At 63.1% G+C, this 20,812-nt stretch carries 19 protein-coding genes; 9 read left to right on the top strand and 10 right to left on the bottom strand.

What is annotated here, in order from left to right; genetic code table 11:
* Positions 1-4: 4 nt before the first annotated feature.
* From ACFFDA_RS05365 to ACFFDA_RS05345, 5 genes are all read right to left on the bottom strand, one after another.
* Complete coding sequence (locus ACFFDA_RS05365) at positions 5-1,132, bottom strand: acyl-CoA dehydrogenase family protein (protein WP_404476708.1); 1,128 nt, start codon at positions 1,130-1,132, stop codon at positions 5-7.
* Positions 1,132-2,175 carry a glycosyltransferase gene (locus ACFFDA_RS05360; protein WP_404476707.1) on the bottom strand — a complete coding sequence of 348 codons (1,044 nt, stop codon included), beginning with the start codon at positions 2,173-2,175 and terminating at the stop codon, positions 1,132-1,134. The genes ACFFDA_RS05365 and ACFFDA_RS05360 overlap by 1 nt, the downstream gene beginning before the upstream one ends.
* The gene (locus tag ACFFDA_RS05355) at positions 2,172-3,104 is read right to left on the bottom strand and encodes a glycosyltransferase (protein WP_404476705.1); all 933 of its coding nucleotides are present in this window, start codon (positions 3,102-3,104) and stop codon (positions 2,172-2,174) included. Before ACFFDA_RS05355 ends, ACFFDA_RS05360 begins: the two co-directional genes overlap by 4 nt.
* Positions 3,105-3,114: 10 nt before the next feature.
* Positions 3,115-4,248 carry a glycosyltransferase family 4 protein gene (locus tag ACFFDA_RS05350; RefSeq protein ID WP_404478300.1) on the bottom strand — a complete coding sequence of 378 codons (1,134 nt, stop codon included), beginning with the start codon at positions 4,246-4,248 and terminating at the stop codon, positions 3,115-3,117.
* A gap of 85 nt (positions 4,249-4,333) precedes the next feature.
* Complete coding sequence (locus ACFFDA_RS05345; RefSeq protein WP_404476703.1) at positions 4,334-6,556, bottom strand: catalase; 2,223 nt, start codon at positions 6,554-6,556, stop codon at positions 4,334-4,336.
* A 243-nt stretch (positions 6,557-6,799) separates the two neighbouring features.
* Between ACFFDA_RS05345 and ACFFDA_RS05340 the strand changes: the two genes are divergently transcribed.
* Complete coding sequence (locus ACFFDA_RS05340) at positions 6,800-7,549, top strand: Crp/Fnr family transcriptional regulator (protein WP_404476701.1); 750 nt, start codon at positions 6,800-6,802, stop codon at positions 7,547-7,549.
* Complete coding sequence (locus ACFFDA_RS05335; protein ID WP_404476699.1) at positions 7,546-7,758, top strand: hypothetical protein; 213 nt, start codon at positions 7,546-7,548, stop codon at positions 7,756-7,758. The genes ACFFDA_RS05340 and ACFFDA_RS05335 overlap by 4 nt, the downstream gene beginning before the upstream one ends.
* Positions 7,759-7,976: 218 nt before the next feature.
* Here the strand turns inward: ACFFDA_RS05335 and ACFFDA_RS05330 are convergent, their stop codons facing one another.
* Positions 7,977-8,168: a hypothetical protein gene (locus ACFFDA_RS05330; RefSeq protein ID WP_404476697.1), complete on the bottom strand. Its 192-nt coding sequence runs from the start codon at positions 8,166-8,168 to the stop codon at positions 7,977-7,979.
* A gap of 1 nt (position 8,169) precedes the next feature.
* On the opposite strand from ACFFDA_RS05330, the gene ACFFDA_RS05325 reads away from it, so the two are divergent.
* The 3 genes from ACFFDA_RS05325 (at position 8,170) to ACFFDA_RS05315 (ending at position 10,775) form a co-directional block, all read left to right on the top strand.
* A complete protein-coding gene (locus ACFFDA_RS05325; protein WP_404476695.1) occupies positions 8,170-9,000 on the top strand; it encodes a 23S rRNA (adenine(2030)-N(6))-methyltransferase RlmJ in 831 nt (276 codons plus the stop codon).
* Positions 9,001-9,307: 307 nt separating this feature from the next.
* The gene (locus ACFFDA_RS05320) at positions 9,308-9,628 is read left to right on the top strand and encodes a hypothetical protein (RefSeq protein WP_404476693.1); all 321 of its coding nucleotides are present in this window, start codon (positions 9,308-9,310) and stop codon (positions 9,626-9,628) included.
* Between the two features lie 235 nt (positions 9,629-9,863).
* Complete coding sequence (locus tag ACFFDA_RS05315) at positions 9,864-10,775, top strand: histone deacetylase (protein WP_404476691.1); 912 nt, start codon at positions 9,864-9,866, stop codon at positions 10,773-10,775.
* A 114-nt stretch (positions 10,776-10,889) separates the two neighbouring features.
* On the opposite strand, the gene ACFFDA_RS05310 is transcribed toward ACFFDA_RS05315, so the two are convergent.
* A complete protein-coding gene (locus ACFFDA_RS05310; protein WP_404476689.1) occupies positions 10,890-11,831 on the bottom strand; it encodes a homocysteine S-methyltransferase family protein in 942 nt (313 codons plus the stop codon).
* A gap of 250 nt (positions 11,832-12,081) precedes the next feature.
* Positions 12,082-12,531, bottom strand: a complete 450-nt coding sequence (gene msrB / locus ACFFDA_RS05305) for a peptide-methionine (R)-S-oxide reductase MsrB (RefSeq protein ID WP_404476687.1) — start codon at positions 12,529-12,531, stop codon at positions 12,082-12,084.
* A 118-nt stretch (positions 12,532-12,649) separates the two neighbouring features.
* On the opposite strand from msrB, the gene ACFFDA_RS05300 reads away from it, so the two are divergent.
* The 4 genes from ACFFDA_RS05300 to ACFFDA_RS05285 all read left to right on the top strand — a co-directional run bounded on the left by ACFFDA_RS05300 (position 12,650) and on the right by ACFFDA_RS05285 (position 17,664).
* Positions 12,650-13,213, top strand: a complete 564-nt coding sequence (locus ACFFDA_RS05300) for a sigma-70 family RNA polymerase sigma factor (RefSeq protein ID WP_404476685.1) — start codon at positions 12,650-12,652, stop codon at positions 13,211-13,213.
* Entirely contained in the window at positions 13,206-13,907 is a 702-nt protein-coding gene (locus ACFFDA_RS05295) for an anti-sigma factor domain-containing protein (RefSeq protein WP_404476683.1), read from the top strand. The genes ACFFDA_RS05300 and ACFFDA_RS05295 overlap by 8 nt, the downstream gene beginning before the upstream one ends.
* A gap of 83 nt (positions 13,908-13,990) precedes the next feature.
* Entirely contained in the window at positions 13,991-14,551 is a 561-nt protein-coding gene (locus tag ACFFDA_RS05290) for a fasciclin domain-containing protein (protein ID WP_404476681.1), read from the top strand.
* Between the two features lie 674 nt (positions 14,552-15,225).
* The gene (locus ACFFDA_RS05285) at positions 15,226-17,664 is read left to right on the top strand and encodes a TonB-dependent receptor (RefSeq protein WP_404476680.1); all 2,439 of its coding nucleotides are present in this window, start codon (positions 15,226-15,228) and stop codon (positions 17,662-17,664) included.
* 103 nt (positions 17,665-17,767) lie between these two features.
* Here ACFFDA_RS05285 and ACFFDA_RS05280 read toward each other — a convergent pair whose 3' ends face one another.
* Both ACFFDA_RS05280 and ACFFDA_RS05275 read right to left on the bottom strand, forming a co-directional pair.
* Positions 17,768-18,820, bottom strand: a complete 1,053-nt coding sequence (locus ACFFDA_RS05280; protein ID WP_404476678.1) for an aldose epimerase family protein — start codon at positions 18,818-18,820, stop codon at positions 17,768-17,770.
* Positions 18,821-19,098: 278 nt separating this feature from the next.
* Positions 19,099-20,514, bottom strand: a complete 1,416-nt coding sequence (locus ACFFDA_RS05275; protein ID WP_404476677.1) for an MFS transporter — start codon at positions 20,512-20,514, stop codon at positions 19,099-19,101.
* Positions 20,515-20,812: the final 298 nt, after the last annotated feature.

Raw genomic sequence — 20,812 nt, 5'->3', positions numbered from 1 at the left:
GAAATCACCACAAGGCGTCCTCATCGCCCCAGGCATCGTGATCCAGCCAAACCTTCGCCGCCTCGTCGCGGGCATGGTCGGGGCCTGCCTGCCGAAGATAGAGTGAGAGATCGCGGATAATCTTGTCGATGCGCTGACCGTCCATGGCGCTGCGGGTGCCGACGATCCTTGCCGCCAGTTCCATGACATCTAGGCCGGCGCGCTCGACGATGCCGCGGGTGAGTTGCGCAAAAGCGGGGCCATCGGCGTCGTCGCGCGCCGCGCGCAAAGCGCACTCGCGCACCCACATGTAGGCCGTACGCGTCGCTGCCACGCAATCGGCGAACTTGGCTCGCTGCAGCGGTTCGCCCAGTGCCGCCTCGGACATGGCAAGGCGGGTTTCGCTGAGCAATGCCTCGATGCCGCCCAGTTGCACGGCGGTGAAGCGCCACGCGCCGGTGGTAAACCGGGGATCGCGGTCGTAGTCGCCGGGCAGACCGAGCAGGGTCGCGGGGTCAACGCGAATGCCCGTAAGGTCGTAGAACCCGCTGGTGGTCGCCCTCATTCCGCGCACGCGCCATTGCGAAACGTCGGCGCGGGAAGCATCGTCGGCGGCGACGATCACGAGTTGCCGGTCGCGGCCGGCCATCTGCGCGGTCACGATAGCGTGGGCGAGGCCTCCTGCCCCGCTTGCGAAGGACTTGCCGCCAACCAGCATCCTGGCGCCGTTGTCGCCGGGTTCGATTCGCAAACCAGGTTGCGGTTCGGTCGCCCATACGCCGTAGAACGAGCCCGCTTGCAATTCGCGGCCAAGCCACGCCTGTTGCTCGGGCGAGCCGTACCAGTCGAACAGCGCCATCGCGTTGACATGACCTTCGTAGAGCCGCCCGATGCTGAGGTCCGCGCGGCCGATGATACGAAGCACGTCCAGCAAAGCGAAGTGGCGGGTCGTCACGTCCGCGAAACTCCCGCCCCCGCTGGCCGGTGGCGCAAAGTCACGATGCAGGCCGGCGGCGGCGAGGCAGCGCATGCTTTCGACTGGAAAAACCGGCGCGGCATCGTACCGCGCGCCGAACGCGGCCAGGCGTGCGGCGATCGCAGCGGCGCGGGCAACTGGACCGTCGATGTCGGCCTGGGCACGGCTGAACGGCATCAAGCGGCCTGCTCCTTTCGGGACGTGGCGGCTTCGGCATGCGCGGACAACCATGCCGCCGCCTTTCGCGCGCCTTGTGCATCATGCAGTTCACGGCGGGGGGCGCTGCGCAACGACAGCGCGGCCGCGATCACCGCCGGCCATGCCTCGCCATTCGGCCACGCAGGCAGGACGATCGCTGCATCGAGCGCCTGGAGACTCCGCGCGGTAGTTTGCTGCTCATCGAACGGGCGCTCCTCGGGAATACACACGAAGGGTCGGTCTGCGGCCATGACCGCGCCGACCAGCCCGTCGCCCGCCGCACCGACGACGAGCGCGGCCTGGGCAATCTCACGCTCGGGCGCATCGACCCAGCCTGCGAAGACGAGGTTGGGAGGGATATCGGCGGGGGCGATGGCAGGGCCGATCACACGCCATTGCCATTGCGGACATGCCCTTGCGGCGCTGGCCAGCAGCGTCCCGTCGCCGGGCTGCCCCCCACGTCCGAACACAACCAGTATCCGACGAGCGACCGGAATGGCAGTAACGGTGTCGGCGGTGATACCCGGCAAATACGTGGTCTTGCCGCGTACCCATGCCAGTGTCGAAGGCGCTTCGAGCCTGCAGTGAAAAGGGGCGAACAGTGCCGACGCGCCTCGCCAAGCATCGAGATGGGCGGGATCGTCGCGCTTGCCGTTCAGCCGAACGCATATTGTGGGAACCGAGGCCAGGCGCGCCAGCATCGCCACTTCGACCGAGACATCGACGACCATCAGCGCCGGCCTTGCGACGGCGATCCAGCCGCCGATGCGCGCCACGCGTTCTCGCACCCCGTCATGGTCGAGCGGCGCGTAATGGAGTGCATCGGGTCGAAAGCAGGCGGCATCAACGCCGTCGAAGCCGCCGGATAGCGGCCGGTCGTCGGGAAGGTCGATGCCCGCCTCGCCGAGATTGGTGCCGAGCATCACCACTGGCCATTCGCAGGCGCGGGCGATGGCATCGGCGCGGGCGCGGTGGCCGGCGCCGTGGTGATGAACGTAATAGCCGATCGGGCGCCGTCTCACGATGCGAAGTCCGGCAGCGCGACGTCCAGTTCCATGTCGTACGGCATGGGGGCAAGCAGCGGTTCCTCGCGAGCGATCAACGCCTGGCCATCGGGCCGGGTGCGCAGACTGCGCCGCCACGCCGCACGTTCGCGCCAATGTTCGAAGCCAGGCGCCCGCGGCCTTTCGCCGCGAGCGGCCAACTCAAACAGCTCCTGCATGGCCAGCGCCATGCCGCCTTCCGCCCGCCCGTCACGGCGCGGCGAGACCCTTGTGAACAGATCCACCGGATGGGCAAGCCGTCCACCGAGCGCCAACGCAGCGTTCACCAGCGCGCGGTCTTCTCCGGTACGCAGCAGCGGTACGCCGCCGCAGGCACGATACAGCGCTGTCGTGATCGCGAGCGAGGCGCCGGTGTGATCGCCATGACGCGGCGCCGGGTCCCACGGCAGCGGATCAAGCGCATCTTCGATGGCGCGTACGTCCTGCCAATAGCGGTCCCAGGCCGCCTTCAGTTGCACAACGCCATCGGGTAGCGGCTCGGATTCCTCGATCTCGATCCGTCCGCCGACGATGTCCACGCCCTGTGACATAGCCCGCGCGATGTTGGCAAGCCAGTCAGACGGGGGCCGGGTATCGGCATCGGTACTGACGAGAACACCGTGATCCGCCGCGGACAGCAAAGCCAGCCCGCTATCCATCGCCAGACGCCGAGCGGAGCCTGCATGGGCCTGTGCGGGGGCAAACGTCACCTCGCGGGCATGCAACATCAGTCGCCCGGCATAGCGCCTGCCTGCGGCCTCGATGACGGCGAGACTGTCATCGCCGGTGTTGTTGACCGCAATGGCCACGACGACGGGCGCGGACCAGGTCTGCGTCGCCAGAGCGTCGAGCAGGGTAGCAAGTCGCGCCGCCTCGTTGCGAGCCGGAATACAGACGCACAGGTCCATTGTGCCCCCTTCAGACATGCTGCTGGGCGCAGGGCGGCGGGGCGGCAGCGTAGGCAGCGTCGATCTTTACGGGCGCGCGCGTATCGTTGCGCACCATTGCTATTCGGCGGCGATAGAGCGCCTCGTAGCCATCGACCATTCGCACGGCATCGCAGGCGAGTTCCGCTCGCGTGCGGCATGCGCGCCGATCGAGATCAAGCGCGGCGAGCCCGGCGGCAGCCAGCGACGCGACATCGTCGGGCGTCGCGAGCACACCGCACGAGGCGTCGAGAATTTCCGGGATTGCCCCGCGTGCAAACGCTGCGACGGGCACGCCGCAGGCCAGCGCCTCGGCAACGACCAGGCCATAAGGCTCGTCCCATAGAGGGGTGCACAGGGACGCCCGCGCCCCGCCTACCAGTCGCGCCAGTTCGCTATGTGCCAGATGTCCGACATGAACGGCCTTCGTACCCAGCCCCGGCTCGATCAGCGATCGGTAGTAGTCCTGGTCGAGAATCGGCCCGGCGATGCGCAGCGGCAGGCCGATGCGGTGCGCTGCTTCGATCGCGAAATGCAGCCCCTTTTCGGGCACGATGCGCCCATACCAGACGAGGTAGCCCCCTGGATCGGGGCGAGGATGAAAAGCGAACTTATCGAGGTCGATGCCGTTGAGGATAACCTCCTCGGCCCTCGCGACGTGTGCCCACAGCGCGGCCACCGATCGCGAGACGGCGACGAATGCGTTGTTCTCCGCCGAGCACAGCCGGATGCCGCTCTCCAGCCAGCAGAACGGGGGCGTATGCAAGGTGGTGACCATGGGCATCGGCAGCGAATCCGCCAGCGTCACCGGCAGGTAATGTAGCGAGTTGTTGTGGATCACGTCGAAGTCGCCGTGCCGCAAGTCGTTCATCAGGCTGAGGTAGGCATGATGCTCGCGGAAGAAGGCGACATCGGTGGCTTCGGCCGTCCCGACATTGTCGAGCGCAGTTTCCGAGCAGATAGGCTCAACTCCCAGGCTGCGTTCGGAGCCGGACGAAGCGAACACCGTCACCGCATGACCGCGATTGCGCAAGGCGCGGGCCAGGAGATGGGTGTGCATTTCCAATCCGCCCGCGAAGGGCTCGGCGATGGGATGCTTGAGATGGGCAATGATGCCGATGCGCAAGTGCCGCTCCTTCGACGGATCGACGTGCCGGGCGGGCGACCTCGCAAGGCCGCCCTCGGGATGCCGCGCGGCAAACATCGGCCGATCAGGCTGCGGGCCGTGCATCCAGATCGACCTCCAGTTCGCGCGGCCAGTGCCGCAAGGCACGGCAAGCTTCGAGGAAAGGCCCCGCGTCCTTGGCGCTCGCCAACGGTAGGCAGGCTTCATCGAGATCGTCGGCGATGCCGGCCTTGACGAACAACGCGTGTGCCTCGGCAGTGAAGCCGATGAACTTGCAATGCGCGAAGGCATCGGTAACGAAATCCTTCGCCGCGGCGTCCAACGCCAGCAGCGCGGCCCCTTCCTCCGAAGCGAGGATGGCGACGGCATCGAACAGGACGGACGGGCCTCCGTCGATCTTCTGCCTGGCGGCGACGGTAGTGCCGTCCGAGAGGGTGACACCAGCGATCTTGGGTGCGATCACCTCGTAAACGGCGCCTTCGCCATCGACGGCCTTGAGCAGCGCCTTGAAGATCGCGGCGTCAGCGCCGTCGGTCAGCACGATACCCAGCTTGCGGCCCTTGAAATCGGCCGGGCCGTTCTTGACGATGCTCAGCTTGTCCGAAGCCGGCAGGTCGGTGATCGGGGCCGACGCAGCAACGGCGGCATCAGGAACGACGATGCCCAAACCATTCGCAACGGTTGCGGCAAGACCCTCGTCGATGTTGACCAGGTGGGAAACAGTGCGCGAGCGGATGTCGGGACGTTCGACCTTCGACAACTCAAACACCAGCGCATCGCCGATATGCTTCTGCTCGATCGCCGTCTGGCTGACGAAGAACTGCCGCGCCTGGCTGTAATGGTCGGCGAAGCTCTCCGACCGGACCCGCTGCTTGGGGCCGTCGGCTTGCTCGGCGAAGCTGGTGAAGCCGCGTACGGGGTCCTCGCGCGGGCCTCCTTGAGTAGCGCCCCAGCTGTTGGGCTCGTAGTTCACCCGGCCTTTGGGGTTCTGCATCGCCATGTGCCCGTCCTGCTGGAAGTGGGCCATGGGACACTTGGGCGCATTGATCGGGATATGCGTGAAGTTGGGACCGCCCAGGCGCTTGATCTGGGTGTCCAGGTACGAGAAATTGCGCCCCTGCAGCAGCGGATCATTCGAAAAATCGATGCCGGGCGGCACATTCTGGGTGCAGAAGGCGACCTGCTCGGTCTCGGCGAAGAAGTTGTCGACAACGCGATCGAGGACCAGGCGACCCACCACACGGATAGGCACCAGCTCCTCGGGGATCAGCTTGGTCGCGTCGAGCACGTCGAAGTCAAAGCTGTCGGCGAAGGCATCGTCGAACAGCTGGACGCCGAGCTCCCACTCGGGGAAATCGCCCGAATTGATAGCGTCCCACAAGTCGCGGCGATGGAAGTCGGGATCGGCGCCGTTGATCTTGACCGCCTCGTTCCAGACGACCGACTGCAGGCCTTGCTTAGGCTTCCAATGGAACTTGACGAAAGTGGACTTGCCCTTCGCGTCCACCAGCCGGAACGTATGGACGCCGAAGCCTTCCATCGTTCGGAACGAGCGCGGTATGGCGCGGTCGGACATCGTCCACATGACCATGTGGAAGCTCTCGGGCGTCAGGCTGATGAAGTCCCAGAAATTGTCGTGGGCTGTCTGCGCCTGGGGGAAAGCACGGTCGGGCTCGGGCTTGGCCGCGTGGATCAGGTCGGGGAACTTCATAGCATCCTGGATGAAGAACACCGGGATGTTATTGCCGACCAGGTCCCAATTGCCCTGCTGGGTATAGAGCTTAACTGCAAAGCCGCGGACGTCGCGGGCCAGATCGACGGACCCCTTGGAGCCCGCCACGGTCGAGAACCGCACAAAGGCGGGGGTGCGTTCGCCGACACGCTGGAACACGTCGGCGCGGCTGACGTCGGACAGGCTGTCGGTCAGCTCGAAGAAGCCGTGCGCGCCATAGCCGCGCGCATGGACGACGCGCTCGGGAATGCGTTCGTGATCGAAGTGGAACATCTTCTCGCGAAAATGGAAATCTTCCAGCAGCGTCGGGCCTCGTGAACCCTGCTTGAGGCTGTTTTGGTCGTCCGCGACGGGAATGCCCTGCTGCGTGGTCAGAGTCGCGACGTCGCCACCGGCCACCTGGTGCGTTTCACCGCCCGCCGCCTGGGGATCGCGATAGGTGAAGGAGATGTCGGCGTCGGCCGGCACGGGGGGGGCCTTCTGTGGAGATTGTCCACCCACGTCTGGATTGGCCAAGACTGGTGGCTTCGGCTTGTTGGATGATTTCTCGCGCGGATTGGTTGGCGTCTTGGCCATGTGGCTTTCCTTCCGGTCAAAAGTCATGCGGCAGCGTCGGGCCGTCTTGTCGGCGGCACACGAATGGCGGCATCGGGGAACTCGTGTGACGGTAACAAAGGCCGGGCTCGTTCAGTTGCGCGAGATGCCTGGATATTAACCTGCATCAGCACGTTTCCGTCCGCCGCTGTTGAAACGCGCGCTTGCGTGAGGGGTTAGACTGAGATCGAAGCCCGATCTCCGAAACCAGCAAGGGACAATTGCGTGTTTACTGACCGCTTTCTCAGATACAAACGAGGTGTCAGCCTCTCGCTCGATGAGCGTGCCACGCTGGAAGCCTCGATCTCGGAAGTGCAAACGATCGATGCACGCAAGATCGTCGTTCGCGCGGGTATGGAATTGGATCACAGCACGTTGCTGATCGAGGGCATCCTGTCCCGCTACATCGACGATCGAAAAGGCCTGAGGCAACTGGTGGCGATCCACGTGCCGGGCGATTTCGTCGATCTCCACGCCTATCCCTTGAAAGTCCTCGACCATGACGTGGCGACGATGACTGCGGCAACCGTTGCGATAGTTCCGCACTCCGCGCTGGACACCATTATCGCCGACCGCCCGCAGCTAGGGCGAAAGCTGTGGTTTTCCACGCTCATCGACGCGTCGATTCACCGGGCCTGGCTATTTCGCCTCGGCAGGCTGGACGCGATGGGGCGCGTGGCGCATTTTCTCTGCGAGACGAACGCCCGGCTCAGATCCGCAGGTCTCAGTGACGGGAACCGGTTCGCGCTGGGTCTTACCCAAACCGACCTGGCCGAGATCTGCGGCCTTACCAATATCCACGTCAACCGGGTCCTGCGCCAGTTGCGCGAGGAGGGCTTGTGTGTGTTTCGCTCCTCGCTGGTCGAGATACCCGCTCCAGAGCTCTTGGCCGCGCGGGGGCAGTTCGACCCTGCCTATCTCTACATCGACGATACGCAGTCTCTTCCTCCTCCAACCGAAAGAGCCGCTTCATGACCACACCATCATCGCCCAACCCACCCCAACCCCGCTCCGATGCCGGGATAGCCACAGCCGAGGACGGCCTGGTTGTGCTCGACGGGCCCAACGGCGTGGCGGTCACAATGACTGCCGAAGCCGCTGCCCAGACCGGACGCAATCTCATCGATGCGTCGCTCGTCGCTGACCGCCAGATTGCGGAGAAAACGGTACGATCGATCGATTGATTTCCGCCTATGTCGACGTGCCGGACTCTGGAACAACGTCATCGCGCGACGGCAAGCCGCTTCGACACTCTATCGAAGACAACGCACCTCGTCCCCGAAAGCCGACCGGGATGCAAGGTCGGCTGGCTCCTCGCAGATGCCCGAACCCAACCCCGGCGCTCATCATGGAACAGCAGACGGACTGAACGTGGAGACGGAAAGTCGGCCGGCGACGGTCGCTAACGCAGGATTGCGGCCTCGCGCCCAATCGCGTTGAAGATCTCGGCCCGACCCGATGCGAGCACCGGTTTGGTTGTTTCAATCGCCTCACGTTCGGCTTCCGCGGCCTGCAACACCGGCGCGGCCATAACTTCGCTTTGCAAAAGGGCCAGCAGCTCGTGTAAAGGCGGATCGTCAGAATTTTGAAACACAATGAATTATCGCCATTCCTTCCATGCTGGCAACAGCGCCGATGTCGTCAAGCACAGCCTCCTGATCGCCTTGGTGCGGGCCTTGCAGCTCAAGCAGGGCGCGCTGACGCTGATCGATACCCATGCCGGCTGCGGGCTGTACGACCTGGGCGGCGACGAAGCGCAACGCACCGGCGAGGCCACCCGAGGCGTGCTGCAGGCCCTGGCCGACCCGAACCCGTTGCTGAACGACTACCGCGCCGCCGTGCAGGCGGTGAATGTGGGTGGCGAACGGCACCTTTACCCCGGCTCGCCACAGTTTCTTGCGCAGCTTTTGCGCCCTCAGGATTTCCTGATCCTCAACGAAAAGCACCCGGAAGACGCATGCACCCTGCGCGGCGTGATGCGGGGCACCAGCGCGGCCGTGCATGAACGCGATGCCTACGAACTTTGGCTGGCTATGGTGCCGCCCCGCACCGCGCGCGGCGTGGTGGTGGTCGACCCGCCGTACGAGCAGCCGGACGAACGCGCGCGCATCACCGCCACCTTGGGCGCCGCTTACCGCAAATGGGCGCATGGCGTGACCGTGATCTGGTATCCGCTGAAAGACCGCGCCACGCATTGGCGATGGAAAGTGCAGTTACGTAAGCTCGGCATCCCGAAATTGTTGGGGGTGGAGCATTGGCTATACAATAGCGAGCAACCCGGCATTTATAACGGTGCGGGCCTATATATCGTCAATCCGCCTTACGCATTCACGCAAACACTGCCGCCACTGTTGGAAGCGTTGCGGGCGGCGTTAGCGCCCGAAGGGCATAAGGGCGAGATTATAGCGGATTGGTTGGGCGACTAAGGTAAACCTACCCCCCACCCTCTTCACAGAGCAGGATTGTCGCGCTTCAGGTTGCAAACAAATCAGTTACGCTGGTTCTTGAAACACGCCTCACGCTGCGCGGCCGTCCTCCAGACGATCATGCTTATGAGGCGCAGGACGAATAGGACAAGGCCGCTGCGGAGGAACGGTCTTGCCGGGCGTTACGGTCGCCGCCTGCATGCAATCAGGCTACGTTCCCCGCGCGCCTTCAAGGGACCGGACGAGTATCGGGCGACGAGCGCCAGTAACGGGTGGAGTGCGGCCGCTGGCATGCTAAAGGCATGTCATGCTTCATACACACGGCCGTGGCGGCACCGTCGAAATCGATGGGTTCAAATATGACTGGGAACTCCTCAGCGAACCCCAATTGTCCTCTTCCGATGGCTGGAAGGGCATGACGATTTCCCTGCGTCAGAAAGACATGCCACGTGAGGCAGTGCTGGAATTTCCAACGCCGAAGCGCCTGTTGAAAGGATTACCGAAAGGCCGCTTGCATATCAACGATGCGATTGCTTCGCGAGGCGTGCGGGCAGCATTGTCGGCAGGATGGGATCCGGCATCGCGCGGCAAACCCACTGTATTCATGGTCGATGCCAACGGCGATTAAGCGGACGGAAATCGTGCGCTCCCACCACCGGCGATATAGACTTGGTCGGACGACATCGTGGCACCGTCCGCTCAGATACTGGTGAAGCGGTAGGTCCGCTTCGAAAGCGCAAATACGGTCACGAATGGCCGGGCGCCCCGCGTTTCTAGGCTGGCCGGCTGCGGCTGAAATCGCCGGGTCCTGCGCTTAGCAATGTCTCTCGACCCGTGCGTCCTGACGTTATACCTGCCAAGTCATGCTGCATGTCGTCCATCATCCCGGTTATGTGGTCGAAACCGAGCGCACGGGCACTTTCCCGCATCACAAGTACGCGCTGGTCATGCGGGTCCTGGGCGAAAGCGGCGTACCAATGACGGTCCATGTGCCGGAAGTCATGCCGCGGGAATGGCTCGAGGCCGTGCACGACCCAGCCTACGTCGACGAAATCATCAGTTGCTCGGTGCCGGCAGCCAAGCAGCGCCGGATCGGCTTTGCGATCGACGAGCCAATCTCCCGGCGATCGCAGCTCTCCCCCGGTGGAACATGGCTCGCGGCGAAGCTGGCGCTGCAGCATGGATATGCTGCAAATTCCGCAGGCGGCAGCCACCACGCACTGGCCGACACCGGCGCGGGCTATTGCGTGTTCAATGACCTGGCGCTCGCCGCCAACAGGTTGATCGAGGAAGGTGACGTCTCGCGCATCCTGATCCTCGATCTCGACGTGCATCAAGGCGATGGCACTGCGGCCCTGACCGCGGGACACAGCGACATTTTCACGCTTTCCATTCATGCGGAGAAGAACTTCCCTACCCGCAAGGCGCGCTCGTCACTCGATGTCGGGCTACCCGATGCAACGGGCGATGCCGGCTATCTGGAAGCTCTGGCGGGATCGCTGCCGATGGTCCTGGATCATTTCGTGCCGGAACTGATCCTTCTGCAGGCAGGCGTCGATGCCCATGCGGACGACAAGCTTGGCCGGCTCTCCCTGACCGACGAAGGCCTTGCGGACCGCGATCGCTTTGTGGCGACCGAGGCGCAGCGGCGCGGCATTCCATTGGCGAGCACGCTAGGCGGGGGGTACGGCACGGATCGCGAAGCCGTGGCGCGGCGGCACGCGCGCACGATCCTAACCCTTTCCGCCACGATCAACCCGAGGGATGCCGCCTGACTGCAGGGGATTCCTGGCTGCCTTTCTCGGACGTAGATCCTTGCTGCAGCGCCCGAAGACGCGATTCAATGTCCTTGGCGTTGTCCCGAAAGATCCAATCGGTTCGGATGGTTCCTATCGCGACAATTTGCACACTTGTCTGGCGATCTCCTCAAGATGCGGCGCCCACGTGCCGCAACACCCGCCAAAGACGTCGATATGGGGATAGCGTTGCGCCAGGGCGCCGATGCGCTGGCCCAGGTCGATGGGATCGCCATCTTCGATATGTCCGATTTTGCAAAGATCGATCTTGTCTTTCGCGCTCGCATTCGGCCGTACGCTTCGGATGCGCTCGATCCAGGCTCCCGTCTCTAACGCGGGCTCGAACTCGATCGGATGCGAACAGTTGATGCCGTAGAAGTCCGGCCTGTTGTCGCCGGTTTGGGCATCCACCGCTTCGATGGCCTCCCGCAGGCTGGGGCCGGATTTCAGCCGATGATTGCTGTCGAGCGTGAAGGAGATTGTGAGCGGCAGGCCGATCCGCGCAGCAGCCCGCGCAACGCCGACCGCCTCGGGGATATTGTTGAATGTCGCCGCCCAAGCGAAATCGACGTTCACACGTTTGTGCACCTCAAGCTGGAAGCCATGATAGTCTTCCGCCTCGTCTGCAGTGATTGTCCGGTTGAGTTCATAGGCGTCACCTCTCGGGCCGACCTGCCCGCCGATGAGTACTTTCGCGCCCTGCTCCTGATATGGCCGGGCTACGTCGCGGAGAAAGGCGATCGATCGCTCGATAGCATCCGTCAGGCCATCGCGGGAATAGCCTAGTTTCTCGCCCCAGTCGGGGCTGCCGCGATAGTCGAGGCCGGTGATCATCGCGACGAAACCATATTCGGCGGCGACGTCGAGCACGCGGCAATACATCGTCTTCAAATCGGACATCGCGGCGGCATTATCAAGCAGCGGATACATGGCGAACTCGGGCAGATCGTGCCCGTGACGATACTGGATTTCCGTTTCTTGCCCGCCTTCGGTCAGATAGAATACGCCCTCGCGCTGCGGTGCAAAGCCAGCCATTGCGTTCTCCCCTCACAATCGAGTGCTGATTATCCCGTCATCGACTCCAGCTGACACTTTATCGCATCTGGTGGTGATTCCAAAGATGGGCAGCCTATCACGGCGACGACGCCGATGGCCCATTTGCGTCGCCGCGAATACACTTGCCGGAAACCGGTGATGTAGATCTCGCTGGGTTGGTGAACGGCAGCCTCGCCGGATCAAGCGGATCAAGCGCCCGGGATCGGCACCACCACCATCACCGCGGCGTTTACGTTACGTCTTCCACTTGGGCGAGATAGGCGCCGTAACCCTGCGCCTCCATATCGTCGCGGTGGACGAAACGCAGGGACGCCGAATTGATGCAATAGCGCAGGCCGCCGCGATCGAGGGGACCATCCTCGAACACATGGCCGAGGTGGCTGTCGCCGTGGGTCGAACGCACCTCGACCCGTACCATGCCATGGCTGGCGTCGCTCAGTTCGGCGACGTTGCCGGCGTCTATGGGCTTGGTGAAGCTTGGCCAGCCGCACCCGGACTCGTACTTGTCAGCGCTGGCGAACAGGGGCTCACCGGAAACTATGTCCACGTAGATGCCGGGCTCCTTGTGCTTTTCGTAGGCGCCTGTTCCTGGCCTTTCAGTGCCATTCTGCTGGGTGACACGGAATTGCTCGGGCGTGAGCCGGGCGATAGCTTCATCAGTCTTGCGATAGTCTGTCATGGCTGATCTCCGTTCCCGGCCCGATATGGGACGTAGACAGGGAATTTGCCAGTCGCCGCCATGCGATGCCCCGTCGGAAAGGCTGGCAAGTCGCGCAAACTCGGATAGGTTGGGGGTGATGGCCGATCCCGCAATCAATGATGGCAGGCAGAGACTGGTGTTCGCCCTCGCGCGTGTTGCGGCCGGCGAGCAGGCCGCCTTGCGCGAAGTCTACGATTCAACATCCGCGAAGCTATTCGGCGTTTGCCTGCGTATCTGTCAGGATCGCGAAGCCGCCGAGGATGTCTTGCAGCAAGTCTATATCAAAATCTGGGACCGCGCCGGAAGGTTCGACGGGCAGCGGGCCAGCCCGATCACCTGGCTGTGCGCGATCGCGCGCAACGCCGCGATCGACTGGCGGCGCGCCAATGGAACGGTGCATCTTCCCGAGAGCGCCGCCGCCGCGGTGGCCGACACCAGCCCGCTCGCGCCGGAACTGATCGACGGCGCACAGCAGCGGGCTCGGATATTCGACTGCCTCGAAATGCTGGAAGATCGCCCGCGCAGCGCCATTCGGGCAGCCTTCTTCGATGGCTTGACCTATGGCCAGCTAGCCGAAACGATGGCGGTTCCGCTCGGCACTCTCAAAAGCTGGGTGCGACGTGGTCTGATCCAGTTGCGCGGGTGCCTGGGCGATGACTGATCCGCTGAGCCCGGAAGATCGCGACGTCCTGGCGGGTGAACTCGCGCTTGGTATCCTCGACGGTAAGGATCGCGCGCGCGCCAACCGGCTGCGCCTGTCCGATCCGGCGTTTGCCGCAGCCGTTGCTGCATGGAACCAGCGCCTTGCACCTCTTGGCACGGGCTTCCAGGAGCAGCCTTCCCCGGCGCTCTGGCCGGCGATCCAGCATCGTCTGGGACCGGGCGACGATAGCCGATTCGAGCGCGGGCTCCGACGCTGGCGGCTGGGCGCGATAGCCAGCGGCGCATTGGCGGCATCGCTGGCCACCGTCATTGTCCTGCGGCCGGCACCTGCGCCCGTAGAGATCGTGGGCGCACCGGAACGGATGGCCGTGGCCCAACTGGGCGCCGAAGGTACGCCGGCTCTTTTCGCGGCTAGCTACGATCCGGCAGGCGGCGTCCTGCGTATCCGTGCGATGCGCCTGCCCGGCAGTGTTCTGGCACCCGAACTCTGGGTGATCCCGGCTGACGGGGTGCCTCGCTCGCTGGGCCTGGTGGCGCCGTCCGGCGTCAGCAAAGTCGCGGTTTCCCCCGGCCATCGGGGCCTGCTGCAGGATGGGGCCACCCTGGCGATCACCCTCGAACCCCGCGATGGAGCGCCACATGGTGCCCCAAGCAGCGCGCCGATCGCTGCAGGAAAAATTTCGGCGATCTGAGCCGGCGATGCATCCGCCGCCAACCTGGCCCCGTAGCTGCCGGCGAACCCCGCGTTTCGGGGTCGTTGGAGAAGGAAGCCAAGATGCCAAACTTCAAGAAAATCGGTCTCGCCGTCGCTGCGTCGGCGCTGCTCGCCACCGGTGCCGTCGCCGCCACGAAGCATTTCCCGATGGTCGGCGGGGCGGAGATGTACCCGACCAAGACCATCGTCGAGAACGCGTTGAATTCGAAGGATCACACCACTCTGGTCGCTGCCGTAAAGGCTGCCGGACTGGTCGAGACGTTGTCGGGTCCGGGGCCGTTCACGGTCTTCGCACCGACCAACGAAGCCTTCGCCAAGCTCCCCGCAGGAACGGTCGAAACACTGGTCAAGCCCGAGAACAAGGCACAGCTTACCTCGATCCTCACCTATCACGTTGTCGCGGGCAAAATGAGCGCCGCGATGCTTGCCAAAAACGCCGCCATGCACAAGGGCGAGGCCACGCTCACCACGGTGCAGGGCGAAAAACTGATCGTCACAAAGGGCCCAGGCGATAGCTGGTGGGTGGCGGATGCCAAGGGCGGCAAGGCGAAGATCACGATCGCCGACGTCAACCAGGCCAACGGCGTGATCCATGTCGTCGACAGCGTGCTGATGCCCTGAAGCCTGTCGGCCGGCGCGTCCCCCACTGGCGCGCCGAGCCGCGTGCCTGCCGGCGTCTTCCAACCCCGCCGACGGCGGCAGGCACATCATCCATTTGGACATTTCGTTGGGGTCCGAACGGCGGCGATCGGGAACCCCGCAATTTTCACAAGGTTGCCCATTCACAATCGCTCATAGGAATTCTCAAGGAGATTGCGTTCCAGTACTGAGCCACGGCGCTGACAGGGTCAGGCCGTTCGCTTCTTAAGCCAGTTGCAACTAGGCCGGTGTCGTTCGTGGCCGCAGAGGCCATGCCCGCGTCCACCGCCACTCCGGTCACGCCATAAATCGCAACAGCAGGCGCCGCCACTCGACATTCCCGCCTGCCGCGCCAAGCCTCAGATTGCATTGCCGAAATCCTCGGAATCGCCCTTTTCTGCAGGACGACATGCCACGGCGGCGCCACGCTGGCGACCATCCCAGGAACGACGGGTCCGGCTCCCTGAGACACCATCGTCGACCTTCATCCATGCAGGAAACGATCGCACGCATCGCTCGCGGTGCGAGAGATGGCAGCTTTCTTCTATCGATGAACCTCTAACTAGATGTCCAAACGAAGTGCCCCGGCACTGCGGCCTGGCAAATATTATGGTCTGGACGGCATCCGGGCCATGATCAAAGAAAATGAGGGAAGTATGACACGGATCAGAAATCGGGGGGTTTTCCAAGCACTTCTGGCGACGAGTTGCTCGCTCACCAGCCTTTTTGCGACAACAACCGCACAGGCACAGGCAAGCCCCGACCAAGTCGCGACCGAGGGTGGCGATATCGTCGTCACGGCCCGTCGCCGCGAAGAGAGCATCCTCGACGTGCCGATCGCCGTCAGCGCGTTTGACGCCAAGTCGATCGAGAACCGCGGGGTCAAGTCGATCGGTGAACTGGCCGCTTTCACGCCCGGCCTGTTCGCCCAGACCGACTCGTCGGTCTCATCCGGTCGTAACGACCGCAGCTCGACTCGCCTGACCTTCCGCGGCCTTTCGGTTGCCAGCGGCGGCGTCTTCATCAACGGCGTACCTTACGCCGGCAGTGGCCAGCCCGACCTGACCGACATCGCCCGCGTCGAGGTGCTCAAGGGCCCACAAGCCGTCTACTTCGGCCGTTCCACATATTCCGGTGCGGTGAACTACGTCACCAAGGACCCCGCCTCCACTCTGGGCGGCAAAGTCGAGGCCGACCTGGGCACATACGGCAAGATGGACGTGCGCGCCGCGCTCGAGGGGCCGATCTTCGGAGACGTCCTGACCGCACGCGCCAGCATCCGCAAGTATCACTCCGATGGTCAGTACCGGAACTACAACGGCGGCAGGCTGGGCGAAGAAAGTACGCTGAACGCGAACTTCGCTTTCACTTTCAAGCCCAGCTCCGACTTCACCCTGCGTGGCTTCTATGCCTATACCCGCGACGACGACGGCGCTCCGCCGACAGCTTCGATCAAGAACGGTGGGTCCGGCACCGTGCTTAATTGCTCGCTTGGCGGGACCGGCGCCAACTACTGGTGCGGCGGCCTGCCAAGCGTATCGTCGCTCCCGTCATCCTACATCTCGCTCGACACAACCATGGATGCGCGTCGCCGGGCAGAATTCGTGAACAACGCCGCCGGTCGCCCCGACCTGCTGTTCGACAGTTCCTATCTCGACCACTTCGGCTTCAAGCAGGACATCCATCACGCCTCGCTCCGCGCGGACTATGACATGTCGGGCTTCCAGTTCTCGGCCATCGGTGCCTACAGCCACACCAAGCAGCAACGCCTGAACAGCTTCACCGGCCGCGACGTCAGTGGCATCGCCAATCCCTACTATACGGGCACGAATGCCGCGCAGTCGAGCTACTATAGCTTCGATTCGATGCAACAGTCCGAATACAGCGAGTGGTTCTTCGAAGGTCGCGTGTCTTCACCGCAGGACAAGCCGGTGCGCGGCACGGTTGGCGCCAGCTACTACAAGCTGGACCGCCCCGGCGAATTCGTCATGAACGTCTCGCCGCTCGGCCGCGGCAGCAGTGCCAACGCGCACTCGCGCACCGAAACCCCCGCGATCTTCGGCGGCCTCTACATCGATCCGTTCGAAGGCCTGACCGTCACACTCGAAGGTCGCTACCAATGGGACGAGATCAGTTCGGAACAGAACTACCCGATTCCCGCCAACCGATCGCTGACCGATTTCCAGCGGACCTGGAAGAGCTTCTCGCCACGCGTTTCGCTCGACTACAAGATCGATCACGACAGGATGGTCTACGCGACATTCTCGCGCGGCTACCGCCAGGGCGGCTACAATGCCACTTACGCCGGTCTTTCCGCATCCGACCAGGCCCTGATCAAGACCGTCGCGCCAGATGCTTCGGAATACTACGGCCAGGAACGGCTGGACAACTATGAGATCGGGTTCAAGGGCGCGTTCTTCGACCGCCGCCTGCGCACGACTCTGGCGCTCTACAACATGAACTGGAACAACGGCCAGGTCACGAGTAGCGCCTATGCAGTGAACGCGAACAATACCACCGTCGGTGCGGTGCTGACCGTGAACCGCGGCAAGGTACGCATGCGCGGCGTGGAACTGGAAGCCAGCTTCGCGGCGACCTCCAACTTCACGCTCGAAGGTACGCTGCAATATGCTGACAACAAGATCATCGACTACGTCTATCCGGATGGGCTGAAGATCAACGGAAGCAGCAATGTCGACGGTAACCAGCTCGATCAGTCTCCGCAGTGGACATGGACGGTTTCTCCGACCTACAATCGATCGATCAGCAGCGATTGGAGCATGTTCAGCCGCCTCGACTACATGCACCGCGGTAGGATCTTCATCGATCCGACCAACGTGGCATGGCTCGATGCGCGCGACACTTTCAACTTGCGCGCCGGCCTGACCAACGAGGATCGCGGCTTCCGTATCGAGGCTTATGTCAACAACCTGCTGAACGATGACACCATTGTTTCGGCTGTGCGTGGCAACGACGTCGTATATCGTTCCACCAGCGCGGGGATCGTGCCAGGCGTCGCGCTGACCCTCAACGAACTGCGCCTCGGCCTCCCAGACAAGCGAGAGTTCGGCGTGCGGATCAGCCAGACCTTCTGACCACAAGATCGCGTCGGCAACCGCCGGCGCGATCAAAAAAGGGCGGTATCGCTTCTTCCGGAAGGAAAAGCGATACCGCCCTTTTTTGCATCCCGGCTATTCTTCAGCAGGAGAATGTGAACATCGTGCGACTGGAGAAAAGCGCGCCGGGCCGTAGCGTGCAATCCGGAAAGTCCGGCCGGTTGGGAGAGTCTGGAAAATACTGAGTTTCCAGCGCCAGTGCGCAGCGGCGACCGTAATGCACTCCGGCCTTGCCGGCGATCGTGCCGTCCAGGAAATTGCCCGAATAGAACTGCAGACCGGGCAGATCGCTGCGGATGTCGAGCGTCCGTCCCGACGCGGGATCATGGAGCCGGGCGACGGGACGGAAGCCCGAGCCGTCGATGATCCAGTTATGATCGAAGCCACCAGCCAGTGCCAGTTGTTCGTGCTGGGAGCCGAGATCGCGGCCCACCGCCTTTGCCGTGCGGAAATCGAAAGCACTGTCCTGAACGGGGGCGGCAGCGGCAAGCGGGATCAGCGTCTCGTCGATCGGCAGATAGCGACTGGCTGGGATCGTCAATTCATGGTCCAGTACGCTGCCTTCGCTGCCGACGACCCCGGCGAGGTTGAAGTAACTATGCTGTGTGATGTTGAACGGCGTCGCACGCGTCGATCGGGCTGCATAGTCGACGATGAGGCGGCTATCTTCGGTCCAGACGTAAGTGACGCTGACCGTAACCGCACCGGGATAGCCTTCGTCGCCGTCGGGGCTGTCGAGCGAAAACCTCACGCCTGGCCCATCCCCTGTCTCCACCCATTCACCCGCCCACATTTGCTTGTCGAAACCGCGTGCGCCCCCATGCAGGCTATTTGGGCCGTCATTGAGGGCCAGTTGATAGGCGTTGCCCTCCAGTTCGAAGCGCCCATTACGGATGCGATTGGCAAAACGGCCAACGACGGCACCAAAATAGGGCGCTTCCAGATACGGCGCCGCGCTGTCGAAGCCCAGAACCACGTCGGCAACGATGCCGCTGCGATCGGGCACTGCCAGGCGCTGGATTGCCGCGCCCAAGTCGATCAGGCAGACTTCCGCACCCTCATCGTTGCGCAGGCGCCATCGGCGGACCGTCCGGCCATCCGGTAGCGTATCGAATATAGTGCATTCACGATGCATTGCAGTTCCTTGTCTCGGGAAATGGGATGGAAAAAGGAAGCCGCGACAGCGGCGGGTCGCCGCTGCAAGGTATGCTTGCAAGCCTGCGCACGCGGGTCCGGTCTCCGGCTGGCAAATTGCCGACGGCAAGGCGGCGTGCCGAGGTCAACCGCTATCGACCAGGAAGATCGGATGGCCTCGACAATGGAACGCGCCGACGATCGCCGAGAGGGGCATGACCGCGCATGTCCGACGCGTCTGTCAGGTCCGGAAAGACCTCGAAAGCCAGACGCCCCCGCTCAATGAGCTGCGCTTGCCGCGTTGAGCAACGCGCTTTTATCCTTGCGCGAGATCAGCCGGTCGTCGCGGAACAGCAGCAGGAAGAGCAGCAGCGCAAAGCCCGACATCGCGGCGGGAATGCCGAAGATGAAGCGCCAGTCCTTGCTCGCGAGTTCGGCTTCCCGCGCTGCCTGACGCTCTCCGTCCAAGATCGCGATGCGGGTATCGATGGCTGACCTCCCGCTCGGAGCGGCAGCATTCCTGCGCGCCTCGAGTACGGCAATCTCGCGTCCCTTGGCCTGCACGAGATCGGCAAGCGCAACCGACTTCGCAGGAGTGAACCGGGTCTCCACCCTGCCGGCCAACTGCGCACCGATCGCCATGCCGAGGCCCACGGTAAGAATGACCAGCATACCCTGCGCCTGGGCGCGAATCTCCTTGGGAGCGAGTTGGTCGGTATAGATCTGGCCGGTTACCACGAAAAAGTCCTGGCACACGCCATGCAGGATGATGCCGATCAGGATCATCCAGGAAATCCCCGTCGGTGCACCCAGCGCGAAGAGAATGTAGCGGACCAGCCACGCCATCATGCCGGCCGCCAGCATCCATTTGACACCCAGCCGCACGAAAAAGAACGGCATGACGATCATGAAGACAATTTCGGAAACCTGCCCATAGGCCATCGTCTGCCCGATCGGCATCTGCGCCATTTCGACGACCCGGCTGACGATCTGCTGATAGAAGGCAAGCGGGATGCAGATGAGCCAGGAGCAGACCATGAAGATCAGGTACGATCGGTTCCGGAGCAGCACCCATGCTTCGGCACCGATCATCTGGCGCCAGGTCATCTTGCCCTGCGCCATGGGAGGGGTCTTGGGCAGGAAGAAGCAGTAGGCGCCCATGACCAGGCCGGTGCCGATGGTGAGGTAGAACATATCGATGGTCTTCTCCCATCCGGTCCACGTCAGCACGAAGCCGGCAGCGATCCAACCGATGGTTCCGAACACGCGAATGCTGGGAAAGTCCTTCTGCGGATTCTCCATGTGCCGCATCGTCAACGTCGCCAGCAGGGCGAAAGTCGGGTAGAAGGCAAGCATGTAGAGGAAGAAGACAAAATTGATGAGTGGCGGCGATGGAGCGGCCCCTTTCATCAGCACGGTTGCCAGCAACATTGCTGCCGCACCGAAGAAATTGATGCCGCCCAGCACCTTCTGAGCCGACACGAACCTGTCAGCCAGAATGCCGACGAAGATCGGTGAGATGACACCGGCGATCGGCCCCACCGAATACGTCCAGCCAAAGTCGGCCGGCGTGAAGCCGATGGTGCTGAGGAAATTCGGAGCCGTCACATACCAGGCACCCCAGACGAAGGACTGCGCGAACATCATGAGTGAAAGCTGGAATCGAAGAAGCGGGTTCACGCAGCAAATCCCCATGCGCCGGTATCCGACATAACGCCCTCACCCGTTCCGGAAAATTCTCCAACAACCGATAACCTCGGCAGTGGCCTGAATTTATGTATGCATTTTGGTGTTGTCGCCAGACCAAAATCGGCCCGACTGTACACCTTTGCGATGCGGGCATGGGGCGCTTTCACCATTTCGCTCGCAGATCGAGCGTCGAACAAAAATACCGCGATTTTCCGCTCTATCTCACTACGGTTCCGGCGACGAACATGCCGACAAAGCCGGTGGTCCGGCATCCGTGGGGTTACTGGATCGCCTCAGGCCAAAA

Origin of the sequence: Novosphingobium sp. BL-52-GroH (assembly GCF_044813085.1) — a bacterium.
Lineage (GTDB): Bacteria > Pseudomonadota > Alphaproteobacteria > Sphingomonadales > Sphingomonadaceae > Novosphingobium.
Note: the sequence above shows the minus strand (reverse complement) of the source record. Positions and strands in the feature narration are given on the sequence as shown.